The 20,996-nt window shown below is 70.2% G+C and carries 15 protein-coding genes and 3 tRNA genes; 7 read left to right on the top strand and 11 right to left on the bottom strand.

The window, feature by feature from the left end:
* Positions 1 to 189: 189 nt before the first annotated feature.
* Both OG758_RS32200 and OG758_RS32195 read right to left on the bottom strand, forming a co-directional pair.
* Positions 190 to 1,062 (bottom strand): LLM class flavin-dependent oxidoreductase, encoded by an 873-nt coding sequence (locus OG758_RS32200; protein WP_326713138.1) that lies wholly within the window; start codon positions 1,060 to 1,062, stop codon positions 190 to 192.
* Between the two features lie 458 nt (positions 1,063 to 1,520).
* Positions 1,521 to 5,195 (bottom strand): S8 family serine peptidase, encoded by a 3,675-nt coding sequence (locus OG758_RS32195; RefSeq protein ID WP_326713137.1) that lies wholly within the window; start codon positions 5,193 to 5,195, stop codon positions 1,521 to 1,523.
* A gap of 257 nt (positions 5,196 to 5,452) precedes the next feature.
* Between OG758_RS32195 and OG758_RS32190 the strand changes: the two genes are divergently transcribed.
* Entirely contained in the window at positions 5,453 to 5,797 is a 345-nt protein-coding gene (locus OG758_RS32190; protein ID WP_326713136.1) for a CU044_2847 family protein, read from the top strand.
* Positions 5,794 to 6,138 carry a trypsin-like peptidase domain-containing protein gene (locus tag OG758_RS32185; protein ID WP_326713135.1) on the top strand — a complete coding sequence of 115 codons (345 nt, stop codon included), beginning with the start codon at positions 5,794 to 5,796 and terminating at the stop codon, positions 6,136 to 6,138. Before OG758_RS32190 ends, OG758_RS32185 begins: the two co-directional genes overlap by 4 nt.
* Before the next feature lie 109 nt (positions 6,139 to 6,247).
* Here the strand turns inward: OG758_RS32185 and OG758_RS32180 are convergent, their stop codons facing one another.
* On the bottom strand, positions 6,248 to 7,525 hold the full coding sequence (locus OG758_RS32180) for an MFS transporter (protein ID WP_326716103.1): 1,278 nt from the start codon (positions 7,523 to 7,525) through the stop codon (positions 6,248 to 6,250).
* A 206-nt stretch (positions 7,526 to 7,731) separates the two neighbouring features.
* Here OG758_RS32180 and OG758_RS32175 point away from each other — a divergent pair, with 206 nt between their 5' ends.
* Positions 7,732 to 8,769 (top strand): rod shape-determining protein, encoded by a 1,038-nt coding sequence (locus OG758_RS32175; RefSeq protein ID WP_326713134.1) that lies wholly within the window; start codon positions 7,732 to 7,734, stop codon positions 8,767 to 8,769.
* On the opposite strand, the gene OG758_RS32170 is transcribed toward OG758_RS32175, so the two are convergent.
* The 7 genes from OG758_RS32170 to OG758_RS32140 all read right to left on the bottom strand — a co-directional run bounded on the left by OG758_RS32170 (position 8,750) and on the right by OG758_RS32140 (position 13,551).
* Positions 8,750 to 9,109 carry a SpoIIE family protein phosphatase gene (locus OG758_RS32170; RefSeq protein ID WP_326713133.1) on the bottom strand — a complete coding sequence of 120 codons (360 nt, stop codon included), beginning with the start codon at positions 9,107 to 9,109 and terminating at the stop codon, positions 8,750 to 8,752. The genes OG758_RS32175 and OG758_RS32170 overlap by 20 nt on opposite strands.
* 48 nt (positions 9,110 to 9,157) lie before the next feature.
* Positions 9,158 to 9,370: a hypothetical protein gene (locus tag OG758_RS32165; protein WP_326713132.1), complete on the bottom strand. Its 213-nt coding sequence runs from the start codon at positions 9,368 to 9,370 to the stop codon at positions 9,158 to 9,160.
* A gap of 663 nt (positions 9,371 to 10,033) precedes the next feature.
* Positions 10,034 to 10,948 (bottom strand): hypothetical protein, encoded by a 915-nt coding sequence (locus OG758_RS32160; RefSeq protein ID WP_326713131.1) that lies wholly within the window; start codon positions 10,946 to 10,948, stop codon positions 10,034 to 10,036.
* 614 nt (positions 10,949 to 11,562) lie between these two features.
* Positions 11,563 to 12,141: a hypothetical protein gene (locus OG758_RS32155; protein ID WP_326713130.1), complete on the bottom strand. Its 579-nt coding sequence runs from the start codon at positions 12,139 to 12,141 to the stop codon at positions 11,563 to 11,565.
* A 997-nt stretch (positions 12,142 to 13,138) separates the two neighbouring features.
* Positions 13,139 to 13,215, bottom strand: a tRNA-Ile gene (locus tag OG758_RS32150).
* A gap of 185 nt (positions 13,216 to 13,400) precedes the next feature.
* A tRNA-Asn gene (locus tag OG758_RS32145) sits at positions 13,401 to 13,473 on the bottom strand.
* Between the two features lie 5 nt (positions 13,474 to 13,478).
* Positions 13,479 to 13,551, bottom strand: a tRNA-Asn gene (locus OG758_RS32140).
* 136 nt (positions 13,552 to 13,687) lie between these two features.
* Here OG758_RS32140 and OG758_RS32135 point away from each other — a divergent pair.
* The 4 genes from OG758_RS32135 (at position 13,688) to OG758_RS32120 (ending at position 19,318) form a co-directional block, all read left to right on the top strand.
* On the top strand, positions 13,688 to 13,996 hold the full coding sequence (locus OG758_RS32135) for a YtxH domain-containing protein (protein WP_326713129.1): 309 nt from the start codon (positions 13,688 to 13,690) through the stop codon (positions 13,994 to 13,996).
* An 85-nt stretch (positions 13,997 to 14,081) separates the two neighbouring features.
* The gene (locus tag OG758_RS32130; protein WP_326713128.1) at positions 14,082 to 15,521 is read left to right on the top strand and encodes an FGGY family carbohydrate kinase; all 1,440 of its coding nucleotides are present in this window, start codon (positions 14,082 to 14,084) and stop codon (positions 15,519 to 15,521) included.
* 135 nt (positions 15,522 to 15,656) lie between these two features.
* Positions 15,657 to 17,390 (top strand): ABC transporter ATP-binding protein, encoded by a 1,734-nt coding sequence (locus OG758_RS32125; RefSeq protein WP_326716102.1) that lies wholly within the window; start codon positions 15,657 to 15,659, stop codon positions 17,388 to 17,390.
* Positions 17,390 to 19,318 carry an ABC transporter ATP-binding protein gene (locus tag OG758_RS32120; RefSeq protein ID WP_326713127.1) on the top strand — a complete coding sequence of 643 codons (1,929 nt, stop codon included), beginning with the start codon at positions 17,390 to 17,392 and terminating at the stop codon, positions 19,316 to 19,318. Before OG758_RS32125 ends, OG758_RS32120 begins: the two co-directional genes overlap by 1 nt.
* A gap of 150 nt (positions 19,319 to 19,468) precedes the next feature.
* On the opposite strand, the gene OG758_RS32115 is transcribed toward OG758_RS32120, so the two are convergent.
* Complete coding sequence (locus OG758_RS32115; RefSeq protein WP_326713126.1) at positions 19,469 to 20,860, bottom strand: RNA polymerase sigma factor; 1,392 nt, start codon at positions 20,858 to 20,860, stop codon at positions 19,469 to 19,471.
* Positions 20,861 to 20,996 lie beyond the last annotated feature (136 nt).

Genomic DNA, 20,996 nt, shown 5'->3' with positions numbered 1-20,996 from the left:
GGGGAGTTGGTCCCACACATGCAACACCGCTAGGAGAACGCGCCACCATGAACCTGATCACCGACATCCTCGCCGGCCTCGCCCACTTCGTCGGCTGGCTCGTCTGACGCCAGGCCGCGCAGGTCACGCGGAGTCGACCGCGGCCGCGCCGTCTCCCCCGGTCCCACGGGGAGGCGGCGCCGCCGCGCGTCACGCCCCGCACACCGCGGTCGCGTCCGTGAGGGCACGCAGCCGCGGAAGGACCTCGCCGGCGACGCGGGCCGGCTCGCCGGGACCCGTACAGCCGTAGAGGACGAACTCGTCGATGCCGAGCTGCCGGTAGTCGAACAGCCGTCGCGCCACCTCGTCGTACGTACCGACGACCGTGTCCCCCGCCGGTCCGCTCCTGCCGTCGTCCAGGATCCGGTCCGCCGCCTCCCGCGCCTCGGACGCCTCGGCGCGGCCCACCAGACGCAGGCGGAGCCCGTACCGCAGCCGCGGATTCCGGTCCCGCGAGCGGGCCACGCGCTCCGCGACGACGGCCGGCGGCGCGTTCCTCACCAGCCTCACATCGGCCCGCCGGGCCGCGATGCCGTCGGCGGCCGGGGATTCACCCCCGAAGTAGAGCGGCACCGGATGCTCGACGGCCGGGTCGCTCAACTGGGCGCCCTCGACCTGCACATGCTCCCCCTGGAAGTCGATGCGCCTGCCGTCGAGCAGGTCGCGCACGACGGCCATCACCTCGTCCGTGCGCCCGTAGCGCTGGTCGTGGGTCAGCCCGGCGCCGTGCGCGCCGACGTCGAGCCTGAGGCGGCCGCCCGCGAACCGGCGGAACGCGTCCGCCTGTTGGGCGATGACGGTGGGTCCCGCGCTGCCGGTGGGCAGCGCGACGAGGAAGCTGATCCGCTCGGTGCGACGACAGAGCCCCGACGCGAGCGCCCACGGGTCGGGGCCGCCGGCCGGCATCGAGAGCGAGTCGAACCCGGCACGCTCCGCGGCCAGGGCCGTGGGGGCCAGCGAATCGATGTCGGCCGGCCGCCGGGCCGGCAGGTACCAGTGCAGCAGAGGGTGGTTCTCGGGCATGACGACACCTCGAAAATCGCGCGGGGCGTGGACTACTGCGGGAACGGACGCGGGGCCGCCGGAGCGGCGCGAAGGACACGGGACGCGGGCGGGCCGGGCGAGGAGATGCCTCCCCGGAGCGCCTCAGGAAAGGGCGTCGGTGCCGGCAGCGGCCGGACAGAGCATCGTCGACACACGCAGAAGATCCACGTGGCGGCGCGAGACGAGCACGCGCGAGACGAGTACCGGAGCCATGCACGCATCCTGTCCGCGGCCACAGCGCCCCCACAAGGGCGTTCCCGCATGGCGGACAGCCACGTATCACTGGGTGGACGCCTGGGGTGCCGAGACGCACGCGAAGGCCCGGCGCGGCTGGCTGCCGCGCCGGGCCTTCGGCCAGACATCCGTACAGGTCTACAGGTCAGACATCCGCAGAGGTCAGTACACCCGTACAGGTCAGAACATCCTTACCGGAGGGGCTACTTGACCCCCACCGCCCGGATGACCTCCTGAGTGACCTTGCCACCCCGGTCGTCGCTCGCCGAGGCGCGCAGCGACACGTACTCGGCGTCGCCCGGCACCTTCAGCGTGCCCTTCCAGGACGCGCCCTGCCCGTCGAGCGCGACCTTCGTCCAGGTCTTGCCGTCGTCGTACGACACCTCCAGGGTGCCGCCGCCGATCTTCCCGGTGTCCGGGGCGCCCTTGACGTACTCGGAGCTGATCCCGACGGAGACCCCGTGTCCACCGCGGACATTGCCCGCGAGGTCGGTGTCCACGTCGAAGCCGAGGTTGAGCAGCGGCAGGAACGTCCACCGGTTGTCGGGGGTCTCGGCGGACTTGAACGTCCACTCCGAGTGGCCCTTCGTGGCCAGCTTCCAGCGCGCGGCATCGAGCGTCGTGTCGGTGACGACCTTGTAGGTGTGCTCGGCCGGGTCGGCGTCCCACACGTACACGGCGGAGCTCTTCTTGCGGTCCGCGAGCACCCCGTCGACGTACACCTCGGTGTTCTGCGTCTGGGTGCTGTCGCTCCACACGTCGCCGAAGCCGGTGTGGTCGGGACCGGAGTCGCCCCAGCCGGGCACGTTGAACTGGAGGGTGTTACCGGAGCGCTGCTGGCCCCAGCCGAGGCCGGTGCCGAGCCACGGGTGCCAGACCGGCTTGAACCAGTCGAGCTCCTTGTGGGTGCCGCCCTTGTAGGTGATCAGGCCGCTGCGCTGCTCCAGGTCGGTCGGGCCCGTCTGGACGGACTCGTGCCACTTCTGGCCGGGGCCGGTGGAGACGTAGTCGGTGCGCTCGGCCGGGTAGTCGATCTTCTGCAGGAAGCCGAGACCGATGCGGAAGGTGTCGGTGATGGAGTAGCGGAACTCGCCGCCCGCCTGGGGCTTCACCGCGTGGAACTTGGCGTCGATGACGGCCAGGTCGGACTTGCCCGGCCGATAGGTCAGGTCGCCGCCCGGGACGGTTCCCTTGTGCTCGTCGGTCAGGTCGTACACCCAGGGCGTGTTGCGGGTGCCCGTCATCGTGACGCTGCGGCCCGCCGTCGCGGCCGCGGCGAGCTTCGCGCCGTCCGCGGCGTCGACCGTGGCGATCTGGAGCGGTCGGTCACTGCCGTCGTCCGTGCCGAACCAGGCGTTGAGCCGGCCCGCGGCGTCGTCGGTGACGAACAGCGCCTTGGCGCCCGCGTCCTGCGCGGCCTGGGCGAGTTCGGCCGGGGCGAGCGCGTCGGTGCGCCGCACGAGGACGGCCTTGCCGCGCACGTTCTTGCCCGCGTAGTCGGCGGGCGCGCCGGCCCCGGCGTCCACGAGCGCGAGCCTGCTGCGGCCCTCGGCCAGGGTGGCGCCGGGCTGGACGACGGCCTCACGGAGGCCGTCCACCTGAAGCGAGGGCTTCCCGAGGCGCCACACGGTGCGGTACTCGAAGGACCCGTCGGTGACCTTGTGGGTGGGGGCCGCGAAGATGCTGTCGTACTTGACGGGCAGCTGGACCGCACTCATGTAGTCGGCGCCGCCCGCCTTCCGGTCGGCCTCCATGAGCAGGTGGCGGGTCTCGGTGGTCCGGCCGACATCGGCCTTGAGCTCCTTCAACTGCCGCCCGTCGAGCGTGATCTCGCGGTCCCGGTCGAGCTTGATCTCGGGGTCGGCGAGGTAGCCGAGTCCGAGGGAGTCCTTGCCGTGGCTGCCGTGCACGTCGAGGTAGGACTCGACGTAGTACGAGCCGGGCTTCAGGCGCAGCTGGAGCGTGCCGGAATCACCCACCGTGGCGGGGAACGGATCGGTGTTCCCGACGAGCTGCTGCACGCCGAGATACGCGGCTGTCGGGGCGCCGTCCCGGTCCTTCACATGGACGGTGAGCGTGTACCGCTCCTCCTCCTTGACCATGCCGAACGCGGTGTGCGCGACGGGCTTCCCGGCCACCGACGCGACGATCCGCCCGCTGGTGTTCCCGACGGCGGCCTTGGCGCCGTCGCCGGTCACCGTCGTGGAGGCGGTGCCGTGCGCGGGCACGGTCAGCTTGCTGTCGGCGAGCGAGACGACGCCGTCGGCCGCGCCCTCCGCGGCCAGCGTCAGCTCCACCGCGCTGTCGGAGGAGTTGCTGTAGGTGACCGTCTTCGTGACCGGCTTGTTGCTGTCGTACGGCCACTTGTAGTAGCCGAGGTCGGCGCTGCCGGTCGCGGTGACGTCCGCGGTCACGGCATCCGGCACGCTGACGCGTCCCGAGCCCAGGTCGTAGGCGGAGTCGGCGAGCTCCTTGGACGTCGACATCAGCCCGTCCTTGAGCTGCGCGCCCGTCCAGTCGGGGTGCTTCTGGGCGAGCAGGGCCGCGACACCGGCGACGTGCGGCGTCGCCATCGACGTACCGCTCATGGTGGTGTACGCGCCGCTGCCGGAGACCAGCGAGGAGCGGGCGGCGAGGATGCCGACGCCGGGCGCGGACACATCGGGCTTGAGCCCGTTGTCCCCGAAGCGGGGGCCCTTGCTGGTGAAGTAGGCGGCCTGGTCGGAGGAGTCGACGGCGCCGACGGTGAGGGCGGAGTCGGCGGCGCCGGGCGAGCCGATGGAGCCGGGAGCGCCGGCGTTGCCCGCGGCGATGACGAAGAGGGCGCCCGTCTCCTTGGACAGCGAGTTCACGGCGGCGGCCATCGGGTCGGTGCCGTCGCTGGCCTCGGACGAACCGAGGCTCATCGAGACGACCTTGGCGTGGATGTCCTTGGCGGCCCACTCCATACCGGCGATGATCTGCGACTCGCTGCCCGAACCCTCGTTGCTGAGGACCTTGCCGACGGCGAGGGTCGCGTCGGGGGCGACGCCCTTCTCCTTGCCGTCGGAGGCGGCGCCGCTGCCGCCCACGGTCGAGGTGACGTGGGTGCCGTGGCCGTTGCGGTCCGCGACCTCCTGGCCCTCGATGAAGGACTTGGACTCGGTGACGCGCGACGCGAGGTCGGGGTGCGTGGCGTCGTAGCCGGTGTCGAGGACGGCGACCTTGACGCCCTTGCCGGTGAGCCCGGCCTCCCAGGCCTTCGGGGTGCCGATCTGCTCGTTGCTCTCGGCCATGTCGGCCTTGACGCGGCCGTCGAGCCAGATCTTGCCGATGCCGTCGGCGAAGTCCTTGCCCTCAGGGGCGGTCACGGCGTTCCAGAACGTGCGGCCCTTGCCGGCGTCCACGGCGGCGCCGCCGATGCTGGCGAGAGCGCGGGTCCGGTCGGCGCCCTTCGGGGTGCGCGCCGCGGAGCGGGCACTCTTCCCGCTGTACGACACGATGAGCGGGGTCGCGTCGGCCTTGGTGTCGGACAGGCCCTGGCGTATCAGCTCACTCACGTCGAAGAGCCGGGCGTCCAGCGTCCCGGCCGCCAGGTAGGGGCGCGCCTCGTCGGGCACGACGGTGATCTTGCCGTCGTTCACCTGGGTCCTGACGGCGCCGGTCGCGCCCTTCGCGCGGTCGACGGTGACGGCCTTCTTGTCGCCGCCGAGGTCGGTGACGGTCACCTTGTCGCCGGTCACCAGGGTCACTGTGTGAGCGGCGCGGGCGGCGGGCGTGGTGGCGTGGGCCGCCGGGGTGGTGGTGTCACCGGCGACGGCCTGCCCGCCCGGAAGCAGCGCTAGCGCGAGCCCGGCGGACAGCAGTGCCGCGCCCCGTCTCGCTGGTCCTCTGGTCATCGTTGCCTCTCTTCGTAAGCCTCGGGTCGGGGTGTTACCCGAGCACTGCGAAGAGTGTGAAGTGCCCACTGTTACGGCGACATTGACGGGACCTGGCGGGAAGCTGCCCTGGCGCCTTCCCGCCAGGGAGCGATACGGACGCGATCCGGCCCCCACCCCGATGCCTGCGTCGGGGTGCGGCTGACAGCACCAACACCCCTCGACCACAATGGCGTTGGGCAACTGCCACACGTTTCGACCGGTTTCACACGGGCGGCATGGACGGTTTGGTGGAGTACGAGACCGAGGGCGGCGCACCCGTCGTCTTCGAGGCGTCCGACGAGACGGGGTCCGGCGTACGGCTCGTCTCGCGCGGGGGCCTTCCCACGGCGCAGGCGGTCGGCACGTTCGAGTCCGCGCTCGACGGGGCCCGCTCGGCGGCCGAGTCGGCGCTGCGGGTCTTTCGCGAAGGGCCGCTCAAGCCGGACGGCGTGGAGATCGAGTTCGGCGTGAAGATGTCCGCCGAGGCGGGCGCGGTGATCGCCAAGGGCACGGCCGAAGGCCATTTGGTGGTGAAGCTCAGCTGGTCGGCGACGGACCGTGCGGCCACGGACGGCGCGTGAACAGCGCGCGCCGGCGCGCCAGGACCGAGTGCGGGCGCCAGATCGGGGCCGGCTTCCTGGTGACCGGCCGCAAGGCCGTGACCTGCGCCCACGTGATCGCGGACGGCGGCGCCGCGCCCCTCACGGTCACGTTCCCGCCCGCGGCGGGCGCGGTCGCCGTGCCGGCGCGGGTCGTGTCGCACGGCGGCTGGGGCGGCCGCCCCACCGACCCCGGCGACCTCGCCGTCCTCGCACTCGACGAGGACGCGCCGGTCGACCCGGCCGCCTTCGCCCCGGGCGACGCCGCGTTCGGCGAACCGCCGCGCGAACCCGTCGCGTACGGCTTCCCGCGCGGCTGCTGACCGCGACCGTGGGCCACTTGCAGGCCCGCCTGTGGGAGGTTCCGGGCTGCCCACGTCTGCTCGTGACGTTCCGGCCCGCCGCGGGGAACCGGGGACGCCCCGAGCGCCCTCACGCCGTCGGCTTCCTGGCGTCGTAGTTCAGGAACTTGCGCCATTTCAGGGCGAGGAGCAGGACCGCCACCACGCAGGCCGTACCGCCGCCCGTGATCGCCACCGTGGGGGACGCGAGGTCGGCCGTCGAGCCTGCGACGAAGTCGCCGAGGCGGGGGCCGCCCGCCACGACCACGATGAAGACGCCCTGGAGACGGCCGCGCATCTCGTCGGGGGCCGCGACCTGGAGCATCGTGCCGCGGAAGACCATCGAGACCGTGTCCGCGCAGCCGGCGAGCGCGAGGAAGAAGAGGCCCAGCCAGAGGTTTCTGGTGAGGCCGAAGACGGCGATGGCGAGGCCCCACCCGCACACGGCGATCACGATCGCCAGGCCGTGCCGGTGCACGCGGCCGAGCCAGCCGGAGAACACCCCGCCCAGCAGCGCGCCCACCGCGGGAGCGGCGACGAGCAGGCCGGTGGTCCGGGCGTCGCCGCCGTACCAGAGCAGCGCGACGGCCGGGTACAGCGCCCGCGGATACGCGAGGACCATCGCGCACATGTCCGAGAAGAAGGTCATCCGGAGGCTGGGCCGCCCGGCCAGGAACCGCAGGCCGTCCACCACGGAGGCCCGCTTGCGCCGCTCACCCCCCGGCCCGTCCGGCAGCATCGCAGGCAGCCGCCACATCGCGTACAGAGCCGCCGAGAAGGCGACCGCATCGATCAGGTACGCCGTCTGGTAGCCCCACAGGCCGACCACGACTCCGCCCAGCATGGGGCCGATGAGGGTGCCGGCCGTGGTCGTCATGGAGCCGAGCGCGTTCGCCGCCGGCAGGTGTTCCGGCGGCAGCAGGCGCGGGATCATCGACGTGCGCGCCGGGGAGTTGAGCGCCCCGCACACCGCCTGGAGGGACACGACCGCGTAGAGCAGCCACACCCGGTGATAGCCGGCGAGCGCCGCGACGGCCAGTGCCACGGACAGCGCGCACGAGCCGGACGCGCTGTACAGGCCGAGCTTGCGCCGGTCCATCGTGTCCGCGATGGCACCCCCGTAGAGGCCGAAGACGACCAGCGGGACCAGCGAGAACAGGCCGACGAGGCCCACGGAGAAGCTGGAGCGCGTGATGTCGTACACCTGGAGGGACACCGCGAGCGCGGTCATCGCCTGGCCCGTCCAGGACACCGTGTTGCCGACCCACAGGCGTCGGTAGTCGACGGAGATACGCAGCGGGGTGAGATCGGCGAGAATCCGGCGGCGACCACCCGGCGCGGGGTCCTTCACCGGTGCGGGAGCGGATATCGCGGGGGTCTCGGAAGCGTCTGCCTGGTCCGGCGAGGAGGGGGTGCTGGTCACAGGGGATGCTAACAACGCCCGGCAAGACCACCCGTCCGGCGGAACCCCGCCCGGCTCATTCCAGCGCGCGCCCGGCGCCGCCCCGCCGCAGGATTCCAGAAGGGCCGTTATTTGACGACCCGTCACGGTCTGCGCTCTCGGGAGGATCTGCCATGACCGTCAGTCTGGAGCAGTTGCGCCGCTGCCATCTCGCCGTCGACCTGGGGGCCGCGCGGACCCGGGTGTTCGTGAAGGGCGCGGGCCTCGTCGTCGACGAGCCGAGCGCCGCCGCCGTCAACACCCGCACCGGCGCCCTGATCGCGGTCGGTGAGCTCGCCGAGAGGATGACCGGCCGCACCCCCGACTACATCCGTGTCATGCGCCCCGTCTCCGGCGGCACCGTCATCGACATCGACATGGCCCAGCGCATGCTGCGCCACCTCATCGGCGAGAAGCTGCGCCGCACGCTGCGCCGCAAGCCCCGGCTGCGCGCCGCCGCCTGCACCCCGCACGACGCCGACCCGCTCGCGCAGCGCGCCGCCGTCGAGACCCTGGTCGGACTCGGCGCACGCCGCGTCGAACTCGTCGACACCCTCATCGCCGCCGCCGTCGGCTGCGACCTGCCCGTCGAGCGCCCCGAAGGCACGATGATCATCGTGTGCGGGGCCGCCACGACGCAGATCGCCGTCCTCTCCCTGGGCTCGATCGTGACCGCCGAGCGCATCCCGGTCGGCGGCGACGCCATCGACCACGCGGTGGTCCAGCATCTGCGCCAGCACCACGAACTGATGCTCCCGTCGCAGTCCGTACGTCCCTTGCAGATCGCCCTCAGCGGCAACGGCCTCACCCCGCACGGCCCGGAGTCGACGGAGATCCACGGCCGGGACGTGGCGACGGGCCTGGCCCGTTCGGTGCACGTCGACACGGCGGCCGTGCGCCACGCGATCCACACCCCGCTGACCGCCGTCCTCGACGGCATCGGCAAGGTCCTGCGGGACTGCCCGCCCGACCTGGTGGCCGACCTCGCGGACCGCGGCATCACGATGGTCGGCGGCAGCGCGCTGCTGCCCGGTTTCGACCAGATGCTGCGCGACGCCACGGGAGTGCCGGTCCATATCGCCGAACGCCCGGACATCTGCGCGGTCCTCGGCCTCGGCGCGATGCTGGAGGGCAAGGTCCAGCCCCTCACCCTCACCCCGGTGGCCCGCTGATTCCGGCGACCGGGTTCGACGCGGCGCGGGGAGGACCTTTGATGTCGCGTGTCGCGGGCCCGGTCACACCGTCCGTGCACAGCCGGAGTTGATCCCCCGGCGCGAAGTCGACCTGATGCGGGCGAGCCGGTTCACCGCCGTGCGCACCGAGCCCCAGGGCCGGTGCGCAGGCGGGCGAGCTCGGGCAGTCCACGGCTGCGCCGCGACGCACGAACATCGGGGCCGGCCCGTGGCCACAGTTGAGGAGGACCACCGACCGTTCCGCGCATCGCGCCGGGCAGAGATCACCGAAGAGTCCGAGCCCAGGCACAGGACCAGCTCCGCACTCGCGGGGCGTCATGGCCGAGGAGGCCGGGAGACTCGCCTGTCCTTGGCGGGTCCACGATGTTCATCGTGCCGCGTAGTGGTGGGCTCGCCCTCCCCGCCACTTCACCCATGCCTCGTCATCGAGGAGAGCGCTGTGAACCGTCACGCCGGCCTGGCAGAGGAATTCGACGAGGTCGGCATCACTCCGGGCGATCCCGGCGACGCGCCCCTGGATTGCTACCCGCCGGCCCCCGGTGGGGGTGGGCGGGTGCACGACGATCGGAGTGGAGTCCATACGGCGAACGGTGCTACGGACAGGCCGATCCCGCGCGCGTGGGCTCCGGTGGGGACGTTGCGCTGTTCGCGTGACTGGACACATCAACAGTGACGCGAGGCCGCGCCGCGACCGGTGTCGGGGAACGGCCTGTCCGGGGGCACGGCTGACTGCGGCGGCGTCCGGCCGTCCCCGTCGCACGCCCCCATGCACCTTGCCCACCAAGCGGGTTCGCCTGCGGATACAGCTCCCGGGACCGTCTCATCGCCTGATGGCTCGCCAAAGCCGCTTGCACCGCTCGGTTCAGCCGGGCGGAGCCCCTGTGCGTGACGGATGCAAGGGCTCGCCGGGTACTTCCGCTCAGCCGATCGGCTGACTGCGTCCCCTCGATGCACGGGTGCTGCCGGTTCAGCCGCAAGGCAGCCAGGGACAGGTGAGTTGATCCGCTCGGTCTCCAGGACCTGATCCGAGGATGGGCCCTCGGTGGCCGCAGGACGCGAATTTGTGTGCGCTCCTGGGTTGGAGCACATGTTCAGCCGAAGGCCGCCTCCGTGTACGCCGATTACCGAACCGATTGATCAAGTTCGACCTGCCACTCGGCGACGGCCGTCGAAGATCAGGCTTAGGAGAGGGCGGCCACTCCACCGGCCCCGAACGATTAGTCGTGCGGGGCCGGACACACCGTCATGATCGGCTGAATCGTCGCAGTGGCCCCGCCGGCCCGGACAGCTTAGAGAGAAGCGCCTGAGACGCTTCCGTGAGACGGTTCTCGTCACGCCTTCCCGAGTCCGGACTTCGTGAGGTGTCGAATGGCAAGGCGGGCTGCCAATGCTGTTCGAGGCGCCCTGTCGAACCCTGCTCACAGATCTCGGGCTGAAACGAAGACGGGCGACGAGCGAACTCCCCTGTCGAAGTCTGATCCTGCGACGCCAACTGATTCGCCACGAGATAGATGAGCGTGGCGACCGCGTCCTGATCCACGACCACTGTACGACCACTGCCCACCGGCGCCGCGGGTGCCGAACTCCTTGAATTCCCTCCCGGCGCGATCGGAACGGCCTGCTCCCGCCGTCCGAACTCGCCGGCCAGCGGAACACCGGATGCGCTCACCCTTGAGGGAACGGGGCGAATTCCGAGGGAGTCCCTGCGTTCTTCGATGTAGTCGAACTGTTGGCAGAAACCAGGCAGTTGAGACGTGTTCTTCTCGAATGCCTCGGCGATCTGCTCTCTGCCGCGCAGGAGTTCACGATGCATTTCCCCGTACGCACTGCCCAGCTTGATGGAGTCCTCGCCGCGATCGCTCAGGCCGCTCACATAGGGGGCGGCAATGGCCAGCGCCGCCAGGCCCGACAGCCCGGAGATGAGGACCTGCGCCGTGAGCATCGAGGACTCGGCGACCAGAGGCCAGGCCAGAAGGCCGGTGAGGAGGCTGACGCCGCCGGCGGCGACGCCGTAGAGGCGCTCCTTGCGTACCAGGCGGACGGCTTCGCGCGGCATCCTTCTTGCCCAGTACTCAGAGCTTTCGATGGTCTCTTCAAGTCTTTGCGAGAGTGCTGCAGCGGCCGGAGTCTTCGATTTTCTGAGCGAGCTGTGCGGCATTTTCGTGCATCCCTCGAGTCCAAGGGGGCGGATTCGACGTCACGCATCGACGGAGCAAGGCGGTCCGCGGCCTGGTGAACGCTCAGCCCGTGCACGGTCAGCGATCCCACCCATTGCGGTATTCGGCTGGTCGGCCATGGTGCCGTTTCGTATACCCCCGTCCGTATACGAAATGTGCAACATGACCGACGACAGCCGACGTGACATTGACAGGTAATTCCGAAGATCCGAACGTAAGTGTGGGCGTGCAGCTCGCCCGCGCTTACGACTGCCTGAAGACTCTGCACGTTTCCGGCGAACGAGTCCGCATGGAACGGTGCGAAGCCCTTCAGGCGGCCGGACCCCTGTGAGGCATCCCGATTCGGAGGGCTCGATCGAGGCCTTCTGTCAGACCTCGATCGAGCCCGAAGAACTGGACATACCTCGGCGCGCCTTCGACGAAGCGCGACATGCCCATGGGAGCGCCCGAAATCACCTTCATGCGGGCACGGACGTAAGGCGATCCGTGCAAGCATTAAGCCATCTCGGGCGTGGCGTGCCCGGCTGGGTTAAACTTTCGTTGACCGCCCCGGCCCGATTCCGACGGGCCGGGGCCTCAACTCCAGCGCCAGGTACTACCAGCTGCCGCCGTCGCCGCCGCCGTAGCCGCCGCCGTCGCCGCCGCCGTAGCCACCGCCGAAGCCACCGTGGCCACGGAAGTCGTTGACGACACGGAAGCTGCCTACGACGCCGTGCTTGACGAAGACGCCGCCACGGACCCGGTGGGGAGAGACGCTGTTGCTGGTGCTCCACGGTCCGACCGTGGCAACAGGAGACCCGTTGTCGCAGGTCGCACCGCGGAAGACCTCAACAGTCTTCCGGCTGTCGTTGCGGACGTTGAAGCTGTTCGCACCCAGACCGCTGACCACGGTGATGCAGCCGTCCGAGCCGGCCGAGTAAGACCGCTCGTTGATCTGGATCCGACCCTCGTACCTGAAGTGGTTGTTGTTTCCCTTGTTGTAGTCGTTGTCCTTCTCCTTGCCCTGGCCGGAGTCGCCACCGAGGGGCGCCGCCGCGGGAGCAGCCGCCTGACGAACAGCCGGAGCAGCCGGGGCCGCCTCCGTGCCGGCAGCAGCGGCGTAGTTGATGCCGGTGGCGGCAAGGGCTGCAGCGCCCGCGATGGCGGCGGTGACAGCAATGGAACGCTTGCTCATGTCAGTTTCTTCCTTCTCGGAGAGATCGGCCGGACAGCCGCTCTGTGAATGAAGATACAGAAATCACACCATTCGTCACTTATCAGACGTGCTGAAAATGCGAGAAATAAGCCGTGTGGCCGTATGCGCCCGGGGACGCCTGCCGTCCGCGGCATCCGCGTCGACTCCCAATCACCTTGTTCTGTACGGCAGTTGACGCCCCGCAAGCCCTGTCCGGCGACTCGCTGACAGCTGCTCAAACTTCTGATGCCGTGTCGCAGACTCCGCGTGGCGCGCGGTGGCTCGCGGAGTCCGTCGGTCGGAGCGGAGCTCGCCGACGCCACATGGACCGCGCTTGAGGGCGGTGGCCTCGTCCGGGTTCTTCAGCTCGGTGGACACGTGAAGCCGGCGCTCAGCCCCCTCGCCGCCGTCGCCGTCGCCGCCCGAGATCCTCAGGATCCCCCGGCGTGTCCCGGCTGTTCCGGATGCCTCGGGCACCCCCGGGCGCCTTCGGCGGTCACGGCCATCACCACGCAGACCGGGCCGGTTCGCGACGTGCCCGCCCCCGATCCCGACGTCGATGGCGCCCCTCTTCGCGCCGGGAAGCCGCGACGAAGCAGGGCAGCCGCCCCGTGGGCCGACAGGGAAGGAATGGGAGGAAGGGAGGGGCGGAAGGAGCGGATCGGCCAGATCACCGAGCGCACCAGTCCGGCGCGCCGTCGCGCCCGTGAACGCAGCCTCGCCGGCGTGAAGGGGAAGGCGACACGCCCAAGGCCTCAAGCCCCAGCGCTCTCCCCCTGGGACGTCAGGGGGCTATCGTCAAGCGTCATTGATGACCTACTCGACCGGCTCGCGCTTCCCCCGAGCCGGGTGGCGGGGGTTGCGCCCAACGGCTTGATCGCCGGCTCTTCGGGCCGGCGGCGGGCGGCCGACGATCTACCTGACGGGTAATCACGTCCGCCGAACGACGGACGCTCCGGTGTGTCGCAGGTTAAAACGTTCCTGCATCGGAAACCCTTGGTGGGGCGGGTGGGACTCGAACCCACGGCCGACGGATTATGAGTCCGCTGCTCTAACCGGCTGAGCTACCGCCCCGTTTCGGCGTGGCGCGTACATGTGTGCGCGCCGTCTGCCGCAGCATAGCCGCTCATACGATCTCCTGCTCCGGATGGTCGGCCTTGCTCGGGGTGGAGGACTCCGCACGCCCGCGTACGGTTCCACCTGGCGAGGAAGACGACACGAAAAGACCCCCGGGGCTTCCCGGGGGTCTTGTTCGTCAGCTCTCCCGACTGGACTCGAACCAGTAACCTGCCGGTTAACAGCCGGCTGCTCTGCCAATTGAGCTACAGGAGATCGAGCTCCCCCGACTGGACTCGAACCAGTAACCTGCCGATTAACAGTCGGCTGCTCTGCCAATTGAGCTACAGGGGAATGTCTCGTGCATCGAACGCACCTACCTTGGCACTCGCCAGGGGGCGTGCGCTCGCTGCGACACATACATTAGCGCAAGCAGGGGGGTGCTCCGCCAATCGGTTCCCCCGGTGATCACAAGGGAAGGGTGACAGCCATGCGCTACCGGCTCACATTCGTCGCCGGTCTGGCCCTGGGGTACGTGCTCGGGACCCGGGCCGGACGCGAGCGGTACGAGAAGCTGAAGAAGTCCGCGCGCGAGTTCGCGCAGAACCCCGCCGTCCGGAACACGGCGGAGTCGGCGGCCCAGCAGACGCGTCAGGTCGCGGGCAAGGCGCTGCACTCGGTGAGCGTGAAGGTCGAGAGCCGGGTGCCCGAATCGGTGGCCGGCCGGGTGCGCTCGCTGCGGGAGCGCGGCCAGGGCGGCAACGGCTTCGAGGACGACTGGGGCACCAGCAACACCTGAGCCCCACGGCCCTGGCGAACGCGGGTCTTCGGCCCGGCCCCGGCCCGCGGGGCAGGGCCGCCGCGGAGTGCGGCAGAATTCAGTCATGGGGATAGTCGCCGGGCTGGACAGTTCGCCCGATTTCACTCGGATCGTGGTCTGTGACGCGGACTCCGGTGCCGTGCTCAAGCAGGGCTATGCCCCGCACCCGCTCGAATCCGGCGAGGGCGGTGGCCGTCCCGCCGATGTCGATCCACAGGCGTGGCTCCTCTCGCTCGGCGAGGCCGCGGGCGGCGGGCTGCTCGAAGGCGTGCAGGCCATCGGGGTCTCCGCGCAGCAGAACGCGCTGGTGCCGCTCGACTCGCAGGGCAACACCGTGCGGCCCGCGATGCCCGGGGGCGACAAGCGGACGCAGGCCGCGGCCGCGGATCTCATCGACCGGCTCGGCGGGCGTGAGGAGTGGGCGCAGGCCGTCGGGTGTGTGCCGCAGGCCATGCATCCGGTGACGAAGCTGCGGTGGCTGGCGAGGAACGAGCCGGAGGCCGCACAGCGGGTCGCGCTCGTGCTCCAGGCCCACGACTGGCTGGTGTGGCAGCTCCTCGGCCGGCCGTCGCGGCGGACCACCGACCGGGGCGGGGCCTCGGGCACCGGCTACTGGTCGGCGGCGAGCGGCTCATACCGTCCTGACCTGATCGAGCTGGCGCTCGGGCACCAGACGATGCTGCCGGAGGTGCTCGGACCGGGGGACGCGGCGGGCACCACTCCGGAGGGGCTGATCATCTCGGCCGGTACGGGCGAGACGATGGCCGCGGCGTTCGGGCTCGGGGTGCGCCAGGGCGACGCCGTGGTGTCGCTCGGCGCCTCGGGTTCGGTCATGGCGGTGCACCACGAGGCGCTGGTCGATCCGTCCGGGATGATCACCTCGCTCGCCGACGCGACCGGCATGCATCTGCCCGTCGTCCATACGCTCAATGCGGTGCGGGCCCTTCGCGGTACGGCCGACATGCTCGGGCTCTCCGGGATCGAGGAGCTGTCCGACCTGGCGATGAAGTCGACTCCCGGGTCGCACGGCCTGGTCATGCTGCCGTATCTGGAGGGCGAGAAGACGCCGAATCTGCCGCACACCGCGGGCACCCTGAGCGGGCTGCGGCGGGAGTCGATGAAGCCGGAGCATCTCGCGCGAGCCGCGTTCGAGGGCATGCTGTGCGGGCTCGGGGACGCCATGGACGTACTGCGCGCGCGGGGGGTCGAGGTGCGGCGGATCTTCCTGCTCGGGGCGGCGGCCGAGCTGCCGGCGGTGCAGGCCGCGGCGCCGATGCTGTTCGGGACGCAGGTCGTGGTGCCGCAGCCCGCGGACTACGCGGCGCTCGGTGCGGCGCGGCAGGCCGCGTGGGCGCTGAACGGGCAACTGCCGCAGTGGCAGGGCGCGGCGGCGCAGGTTCTGGAGCCGGGCGAGGAGCTGCCCGTCGGGCAGGCGGTGCGGCAGCAGTTCACCGCCGTACGGGAGCAGACGCACCCCGGAGCCTTCGATTCCGCGATGGCGTGACCGTTTCGTCCCGCTCCACATGGGTTTCTTGGCGGGCTCTTGGCTAAATCGGTTGAGGTAACACGGGTGGAGTGTCGGACGATGAGGGTCGTGCATCACTGACCCCTCATGACGGCCGACTTCGAGAGACCGAGCGTGCTCATACGACTTCTTCGGACCTACCTCGGTCCGTACAAGAAACCCATCGGCGTGCTGGTGCTGCTGCAGTTCCTGCAGACCTGCGCCTCGCTCTATCTGCCCACCCTCAACGCGGACATCATTGACAACGGTGTCGTGAAGGGGGACACGGGCTACATCCTGGCTTTCGGCGCCATCATGATCGCGATCACCGTGGTCCAGATGGTCTGCAACATCGGCGCCGTGTTCTACGGCGCCCGCACCGCATCCGCGCTCGGACGGGACGTCCGGGCCTCCGTGTTCGACCGCGTGCAGTCCTTCTCGGCGCGCGAGATGGGCCAGTTCGGGGCACCGTCCCTGATCACCCGCACGACGAACGACGTGCAACAGGTCCAGATGCTCACGCTCATGACGTTCACGCTGATGGTGTCGGCGCCGATCATGTGCGTCGGCGGCATCGTCATGGCGCTGGGCCAGGACGTGCCCCTGTCGGGCGTGCTGCTCGCCGTGGTCCCGGTCCTCGGGATCAGCGTCAGCCTGATCGTGCGCCGCCTGCGGCCGCTGTTCCGCACCATGCAGGTGCGGCTCGACACGGTGAACCGGGTGCTGCGCGAGCAGATCACCGGTAACCGCGTCATCCGCGCCTTCGTGCGCGACGACTACGAGAAGGAGCGCTTCCGCGAGGCCAACGCCGATCTGACCGAGGTCTCCCTCGGCACCGGCAAGCTCCTCGCGCTGATGTTCCCGATCGTCATGACCGTGGTGAACATCTCATCGATCGCCGTCGTCTGGTTCGGCGCGCACCGCATCGACAGCGGCGGCATGCAGATCGGCGCGCTCACCGCGTTCCTCGCCTATCTGATGCAGATCGTGATGAGCGTCATGATGGCCACCTTCATGTTCATGATGGTGCCGCGCGCCGAGGTCTGCGCCGAGCGCATCCAGGAGGTCCTCTCCACCGAGTCCAGCGTCGTCCCGCCGTCCTCGCCGGTGCGGGAGCTGCGCAGCCACGGCCACCTGGAGATCCGGGACGCGGGCTTCCGCTACCCGGGCGCCGAGGAGCCCGTACTCAAGGCCATCCAGGTCACCGCGCGCCCCGGCGAGACGACCGCCGTCATCGGCTCGACCGGCAGCGGCAAGTCCACCCTTCTCGGCCTGGTGCCGCGCCTGTTCGACGCGACCGACGGCGAGGTCCTGGTGAACGGCGTCGACGTGCGCACCATCGACCCCGCACTGCTCGCCAGGACCGTCGGGCTCGTGCCGCAGAAGCCGTACCTCTTCGCGGGGACGGTCGCGACGAATCTGCGGTACGGCAATCCGGACGCGACCGACGAAGAGCTGTGGAACGCCCTGGAGGTGGCGCAGGCCAAGGACTTCGTGAAGAAGCTGGAGAACGGGCTCGACTCCCCGATCTCCCAGGGCGGCACCAATGTGTCCGGCGGTCAGCGCCAGCGGCTCGCGATCGCGCGGACGCTGGTGCAGCGGCCCGAGATCTATCTCTTCGACGACTCGTTCTCCGCGCTCGACTACGCGACGGACGCCGCACTGCGGGCCGCGCTGGGTCACGAGACCTCCGAGGCGACCGTGGTGATCGTGGCCCAGCGGGTCTCCACCATCCGTGACGCGGACCGCATCGTGGTCCTCGACGAGGGCCATGTCGTGGGCACGGGCACCCATCACGAGCTGATGGCCGGCAATGAGACGTACCGGGAGATCGTTCTCTCCCAGCTGACGGAAGCGGAGGCGGCCTGATGGCGGGGCCAGGCGGGCGGATGATGGCCGGGGGCAGCCCCGACCAGCGTTCGATGGACTTCAAGGGCTCGGGCAAGCGGCTCATCAGGCAGTTCAAGCCCGAGAAGACGACGATGTTCGCGATGGTCGCGTGTGTCGTCCTGAGTGTGGGCCTGTCGGTGCTGGGCCCGAAGATCCTGGGCCGGGCGACCGACCTGGTCTTCGCGGGCATCATCGGGCGTCAGATGCCCGCCGGGAGCAGCAAGGCGCAGGTCATCGAGGGGATGCGGGCCAAGGGTGACTCCGGGGTCGCCGACATGCTCTCCGGGATCGACTTCACGCCCGGCCAGGGCATCGACTTCGGGACCGTGGGCTCCGTGCTCGGGATCGCCCTGTGTACGTTCCTGGGGGCCGGTCTGCTGATGGCCGTGGCGACGCGGCTGTCCAACCGGGCGCTCAACAAGACCGTCTTCCGGATGCGCGAGGACATCCAGGCGAAGCTGTCGCGCCTTCCGCTGTCGTACTTCGACAAGCGGCAGCGCGGTGAGGTCCTCAGCCGCGCCACGAACGACATCGACAACATCGGGCAGACGCTCCAGCAGACGATGGGCCAGCTCATCAACTCGCTGCTCACCATCGTCGGCGTGCTGGTGATGATGTTCTGGATCTCGCCGCTGCTCGCGCTGGTGGCACTGGTGACGGTGCCGCTGTCGTTCCTGATCGCGACGCGTGTCGGCAAGCGGTCGCAGCCGCAGTTCGTGCAGCAGTGGAAGACCACCGGCAAGCTGAACGCGCACATCGAGGAGATGTACACCGGCCACAACCTGGTGAAGGTCTTCGGGCGTCAGGAGGAGTCGGCGAAGGCGTTCGCCGAGCAGAACGACGCTCTCTACGAGGCCGGGTTCAAGGCGCAGTTCAACAGCGGGATGATGCAGCCGCTGATGTTCTTCGTGTCGAACCTGAACTATGTGCTGGTCGCCGTGGTGGGTGGCCTGCGGGTCGCCTCGGGTTCGCTGTCGATCGGTGACGTCCAGGCGTTCATCCAGTACTCGCGGCAGTTCTCCATGCCGCTGACGCAGGTCGCCTCGATGGCGAACCTGGTGCAGTCGGGCGTCGCCTCGGCCGAGCGGATCTTCGAACTGCTCGACGCGGACGAGCAGGAGGCCGACCCGGTGCCGGGCGAGAAGCCCGATCTGCTGCGCGGGCTCGTCGAGTTCGAGAACGTGTCCTTCCGCTACGAGCAGGACAAGCCGCTCATCGAGGACCTCTCCCTCGCCGTGGAGCCGGGGCACACCGTCGCCATCGTCGGCCCGACGGGCGCCGGCAAGACGACGCTGGTCAACCTGCTGCTCCGCTTCTACGAGGTCACCGGCGGGCGCATCACCCTCGACGGGGTCGACGTGGCGAAGATGTCGCGCGACGAACTCCGTTCCGGGATCGGCATGGTGCTCCAGGACACCTGGCTGTTCGGCGGCACGATCGCGGACAACATCGCGTACGGCGCGGCCAAGGACGTCACCCGGGAGCAGATCGAGGAGGCGGCGCGGGCCGCCCACGCGGACCGGTTCATCCGAACGCTGCCCGAGGGCTACGACACCGTGATCGACGACGAGGGGTCGGGGGTCAGCGCCGGTGAGAAGCAGCTCATCACCATCGCACGCGCGTTCCTTTCGGACCCGGTGATACTCGTCCTCGACGAGGCGACGAGCTCCGTCGACACCCGTACCGAGGTGCTCATCCAGAAGGCGATGGCGCGGCTCGCCCACGGGCGGACCAGCTTCGTCATCGCTCACCGGCTGTCCACGATCCGCGACGCCGACACCATCCTGGTGATGGAGAACGGGGACATCGTGGAGCAGGGCACCCACGATGCGCTGCGCGCCGCGGGTGGGGCGTACGAGCGGCTGTACGAGGCTCAGTTCGCGCAGGCCGTGGTGGAGGTGGAGTAGCCGGGTCACAGGGGCGGGGTTCTGTGTGCGGGTCGTTTGTGGCTTGTTCGCGCAGTTCCCCGCGCCCCTGACGATTCTCTCTGCGGGTCGTGGGGGTCGAGCGCGCAGTTCCCCGCGCCCCTTACGGGGCGCTCTTCGTCGCACCCCCCGTCAGTCCAGATAGCCCCGCAGTTGGTCGGCGAACGCGTGGTCGCGCAGCTTGTTGAGGGTCTTGGACTCGATCTGGCGGATGCGTTCTCGGGTCACCCCGAATATGCGGCCGATCTCCTCCAGTGTGCGGGGACGGCCGTCCGCCAGGCCGTAGCGGAGCTGGACCACCTTGCGTTCGCGTTCACCGAGGGTGGAGAGGACCGCCTCCAGGTGTTCGCGCAGGAGGAGGAACGCGGCCGACTCGACGGGGGACGCCGCGTCGCCGTCCTCGATCAGGTCGCCCAGCGCGACGTCGTCCTCCTCGCCCACCGGCGCGTGCAGCGACACCGGTTCCTGGGCCAGGCGCAGGACTTCGCTGACCCGCTCGGGCGGCAGGTCGAGGTGGGCGGCGACCTCTTCGGGCGTGGGTTCGTAGCCGCGTTCCTGGAGCATGCGGCGCTGGACGCGCACGACCCGGTTGATCAGCTCGACCACGTGCACCGGGACGCGGATCGTGCGGGCCTGGTCGGCGAGGGCGCGTGACATGGCCTGCCGGATCCACCAGGTCGCGTACGTCGAGAACTTGTAGCCGCGGGCGTAGTCGAACTTCTCGACCGCCCTGATCAGGCCGAGGTTTCCCTCCTGGACCAGGTCCAGCATGGTCAGGCCGCGGCCCACGTAGCGCTTGGCGACCGAGACGACGAGGCGCAGGTTGGCCTCGATGAGGCGGCGCTTGGCCATCCGGCCCATCACGACGAGTTTGTCGAGGTCGATGGCGAGCTGGGAGTCCGGGTCCGGGGTGCCCGTCAGCTTCTCCTCGGCGAAGAGACCGGCCTCGACCCTGCGGGCCAGGTCGACCTCCTCCGCGGCCGTGAGCAGCGGGATCCGTCCGATCTCGCGCAGGTACTGGCGGAACAGGTCCGAGGAGGGGCCGCCGGTGTCGGTGCGGCCGCGCGAGGGCGGGGGCTCGGGAGTCTCCGCGTCCACGGTGTCGAGGAGGAGGGCGACGGGCGGGCGGGGGCCGGCTTCCCGCGGATCCGGATCCGACTCCGCCTCCGGCTCGGGCAGTTCGGCCGTATCGGCCGGTTGTGGGGTGTCGGCGGGATCGCCGGGCGGGTCGGAGTCCGGACGGTTCTCCGGTCCCCGCTGCTGGGGGACGGCCGGGAGTGCCTCCGCGTCCGTGTCCGGCGCGGGGGTGCCCTGGGCGCTCTGACGCGCGGCACCGCTCTGGCTGAGGGTCTGGGTCTGCACGGGGGCGACCTCCAAGGTGATCGCTGCTGAGGCGTGCGGCAGGGGTACACCGGGATCGGCGACGGCGGCCACACCGCTGTCCGTCCCGTACGCGTTGGGCGGAACCGCGGGGGTGTCGGACCCGTTGTCGGGGTTCCGGCCGCGCTCCGAGGACTCAGGCACCGGGACCCAGTGTGCTGTACGACACAACGCCGCCACGAGGGGCGTGCGGTGACTTTTTGAGTCCGGTGCGTGACCGCTCGGTTACCGTGCACCACGCCTGCCCCTGCGGGACGGGACGAAACCGGCCGGGCGGACC

The sequence above is a fragment of the Streptomyces sp. NBC_01474 genome (assembly GCF_035918215.1).
In the GTDB taxonomy this organism is placed as follows: domain Bacteria; phylum Actinomycetota; class Actinomycetes; order Streptomycetales; family Streptomycetaceae; genus Streptomyces; species Streptomyces aureus.
Note: the sequence above shows the minus strand (reverse complement) of the source record. Positions and strands in the feature narration are given on the sequence as shown.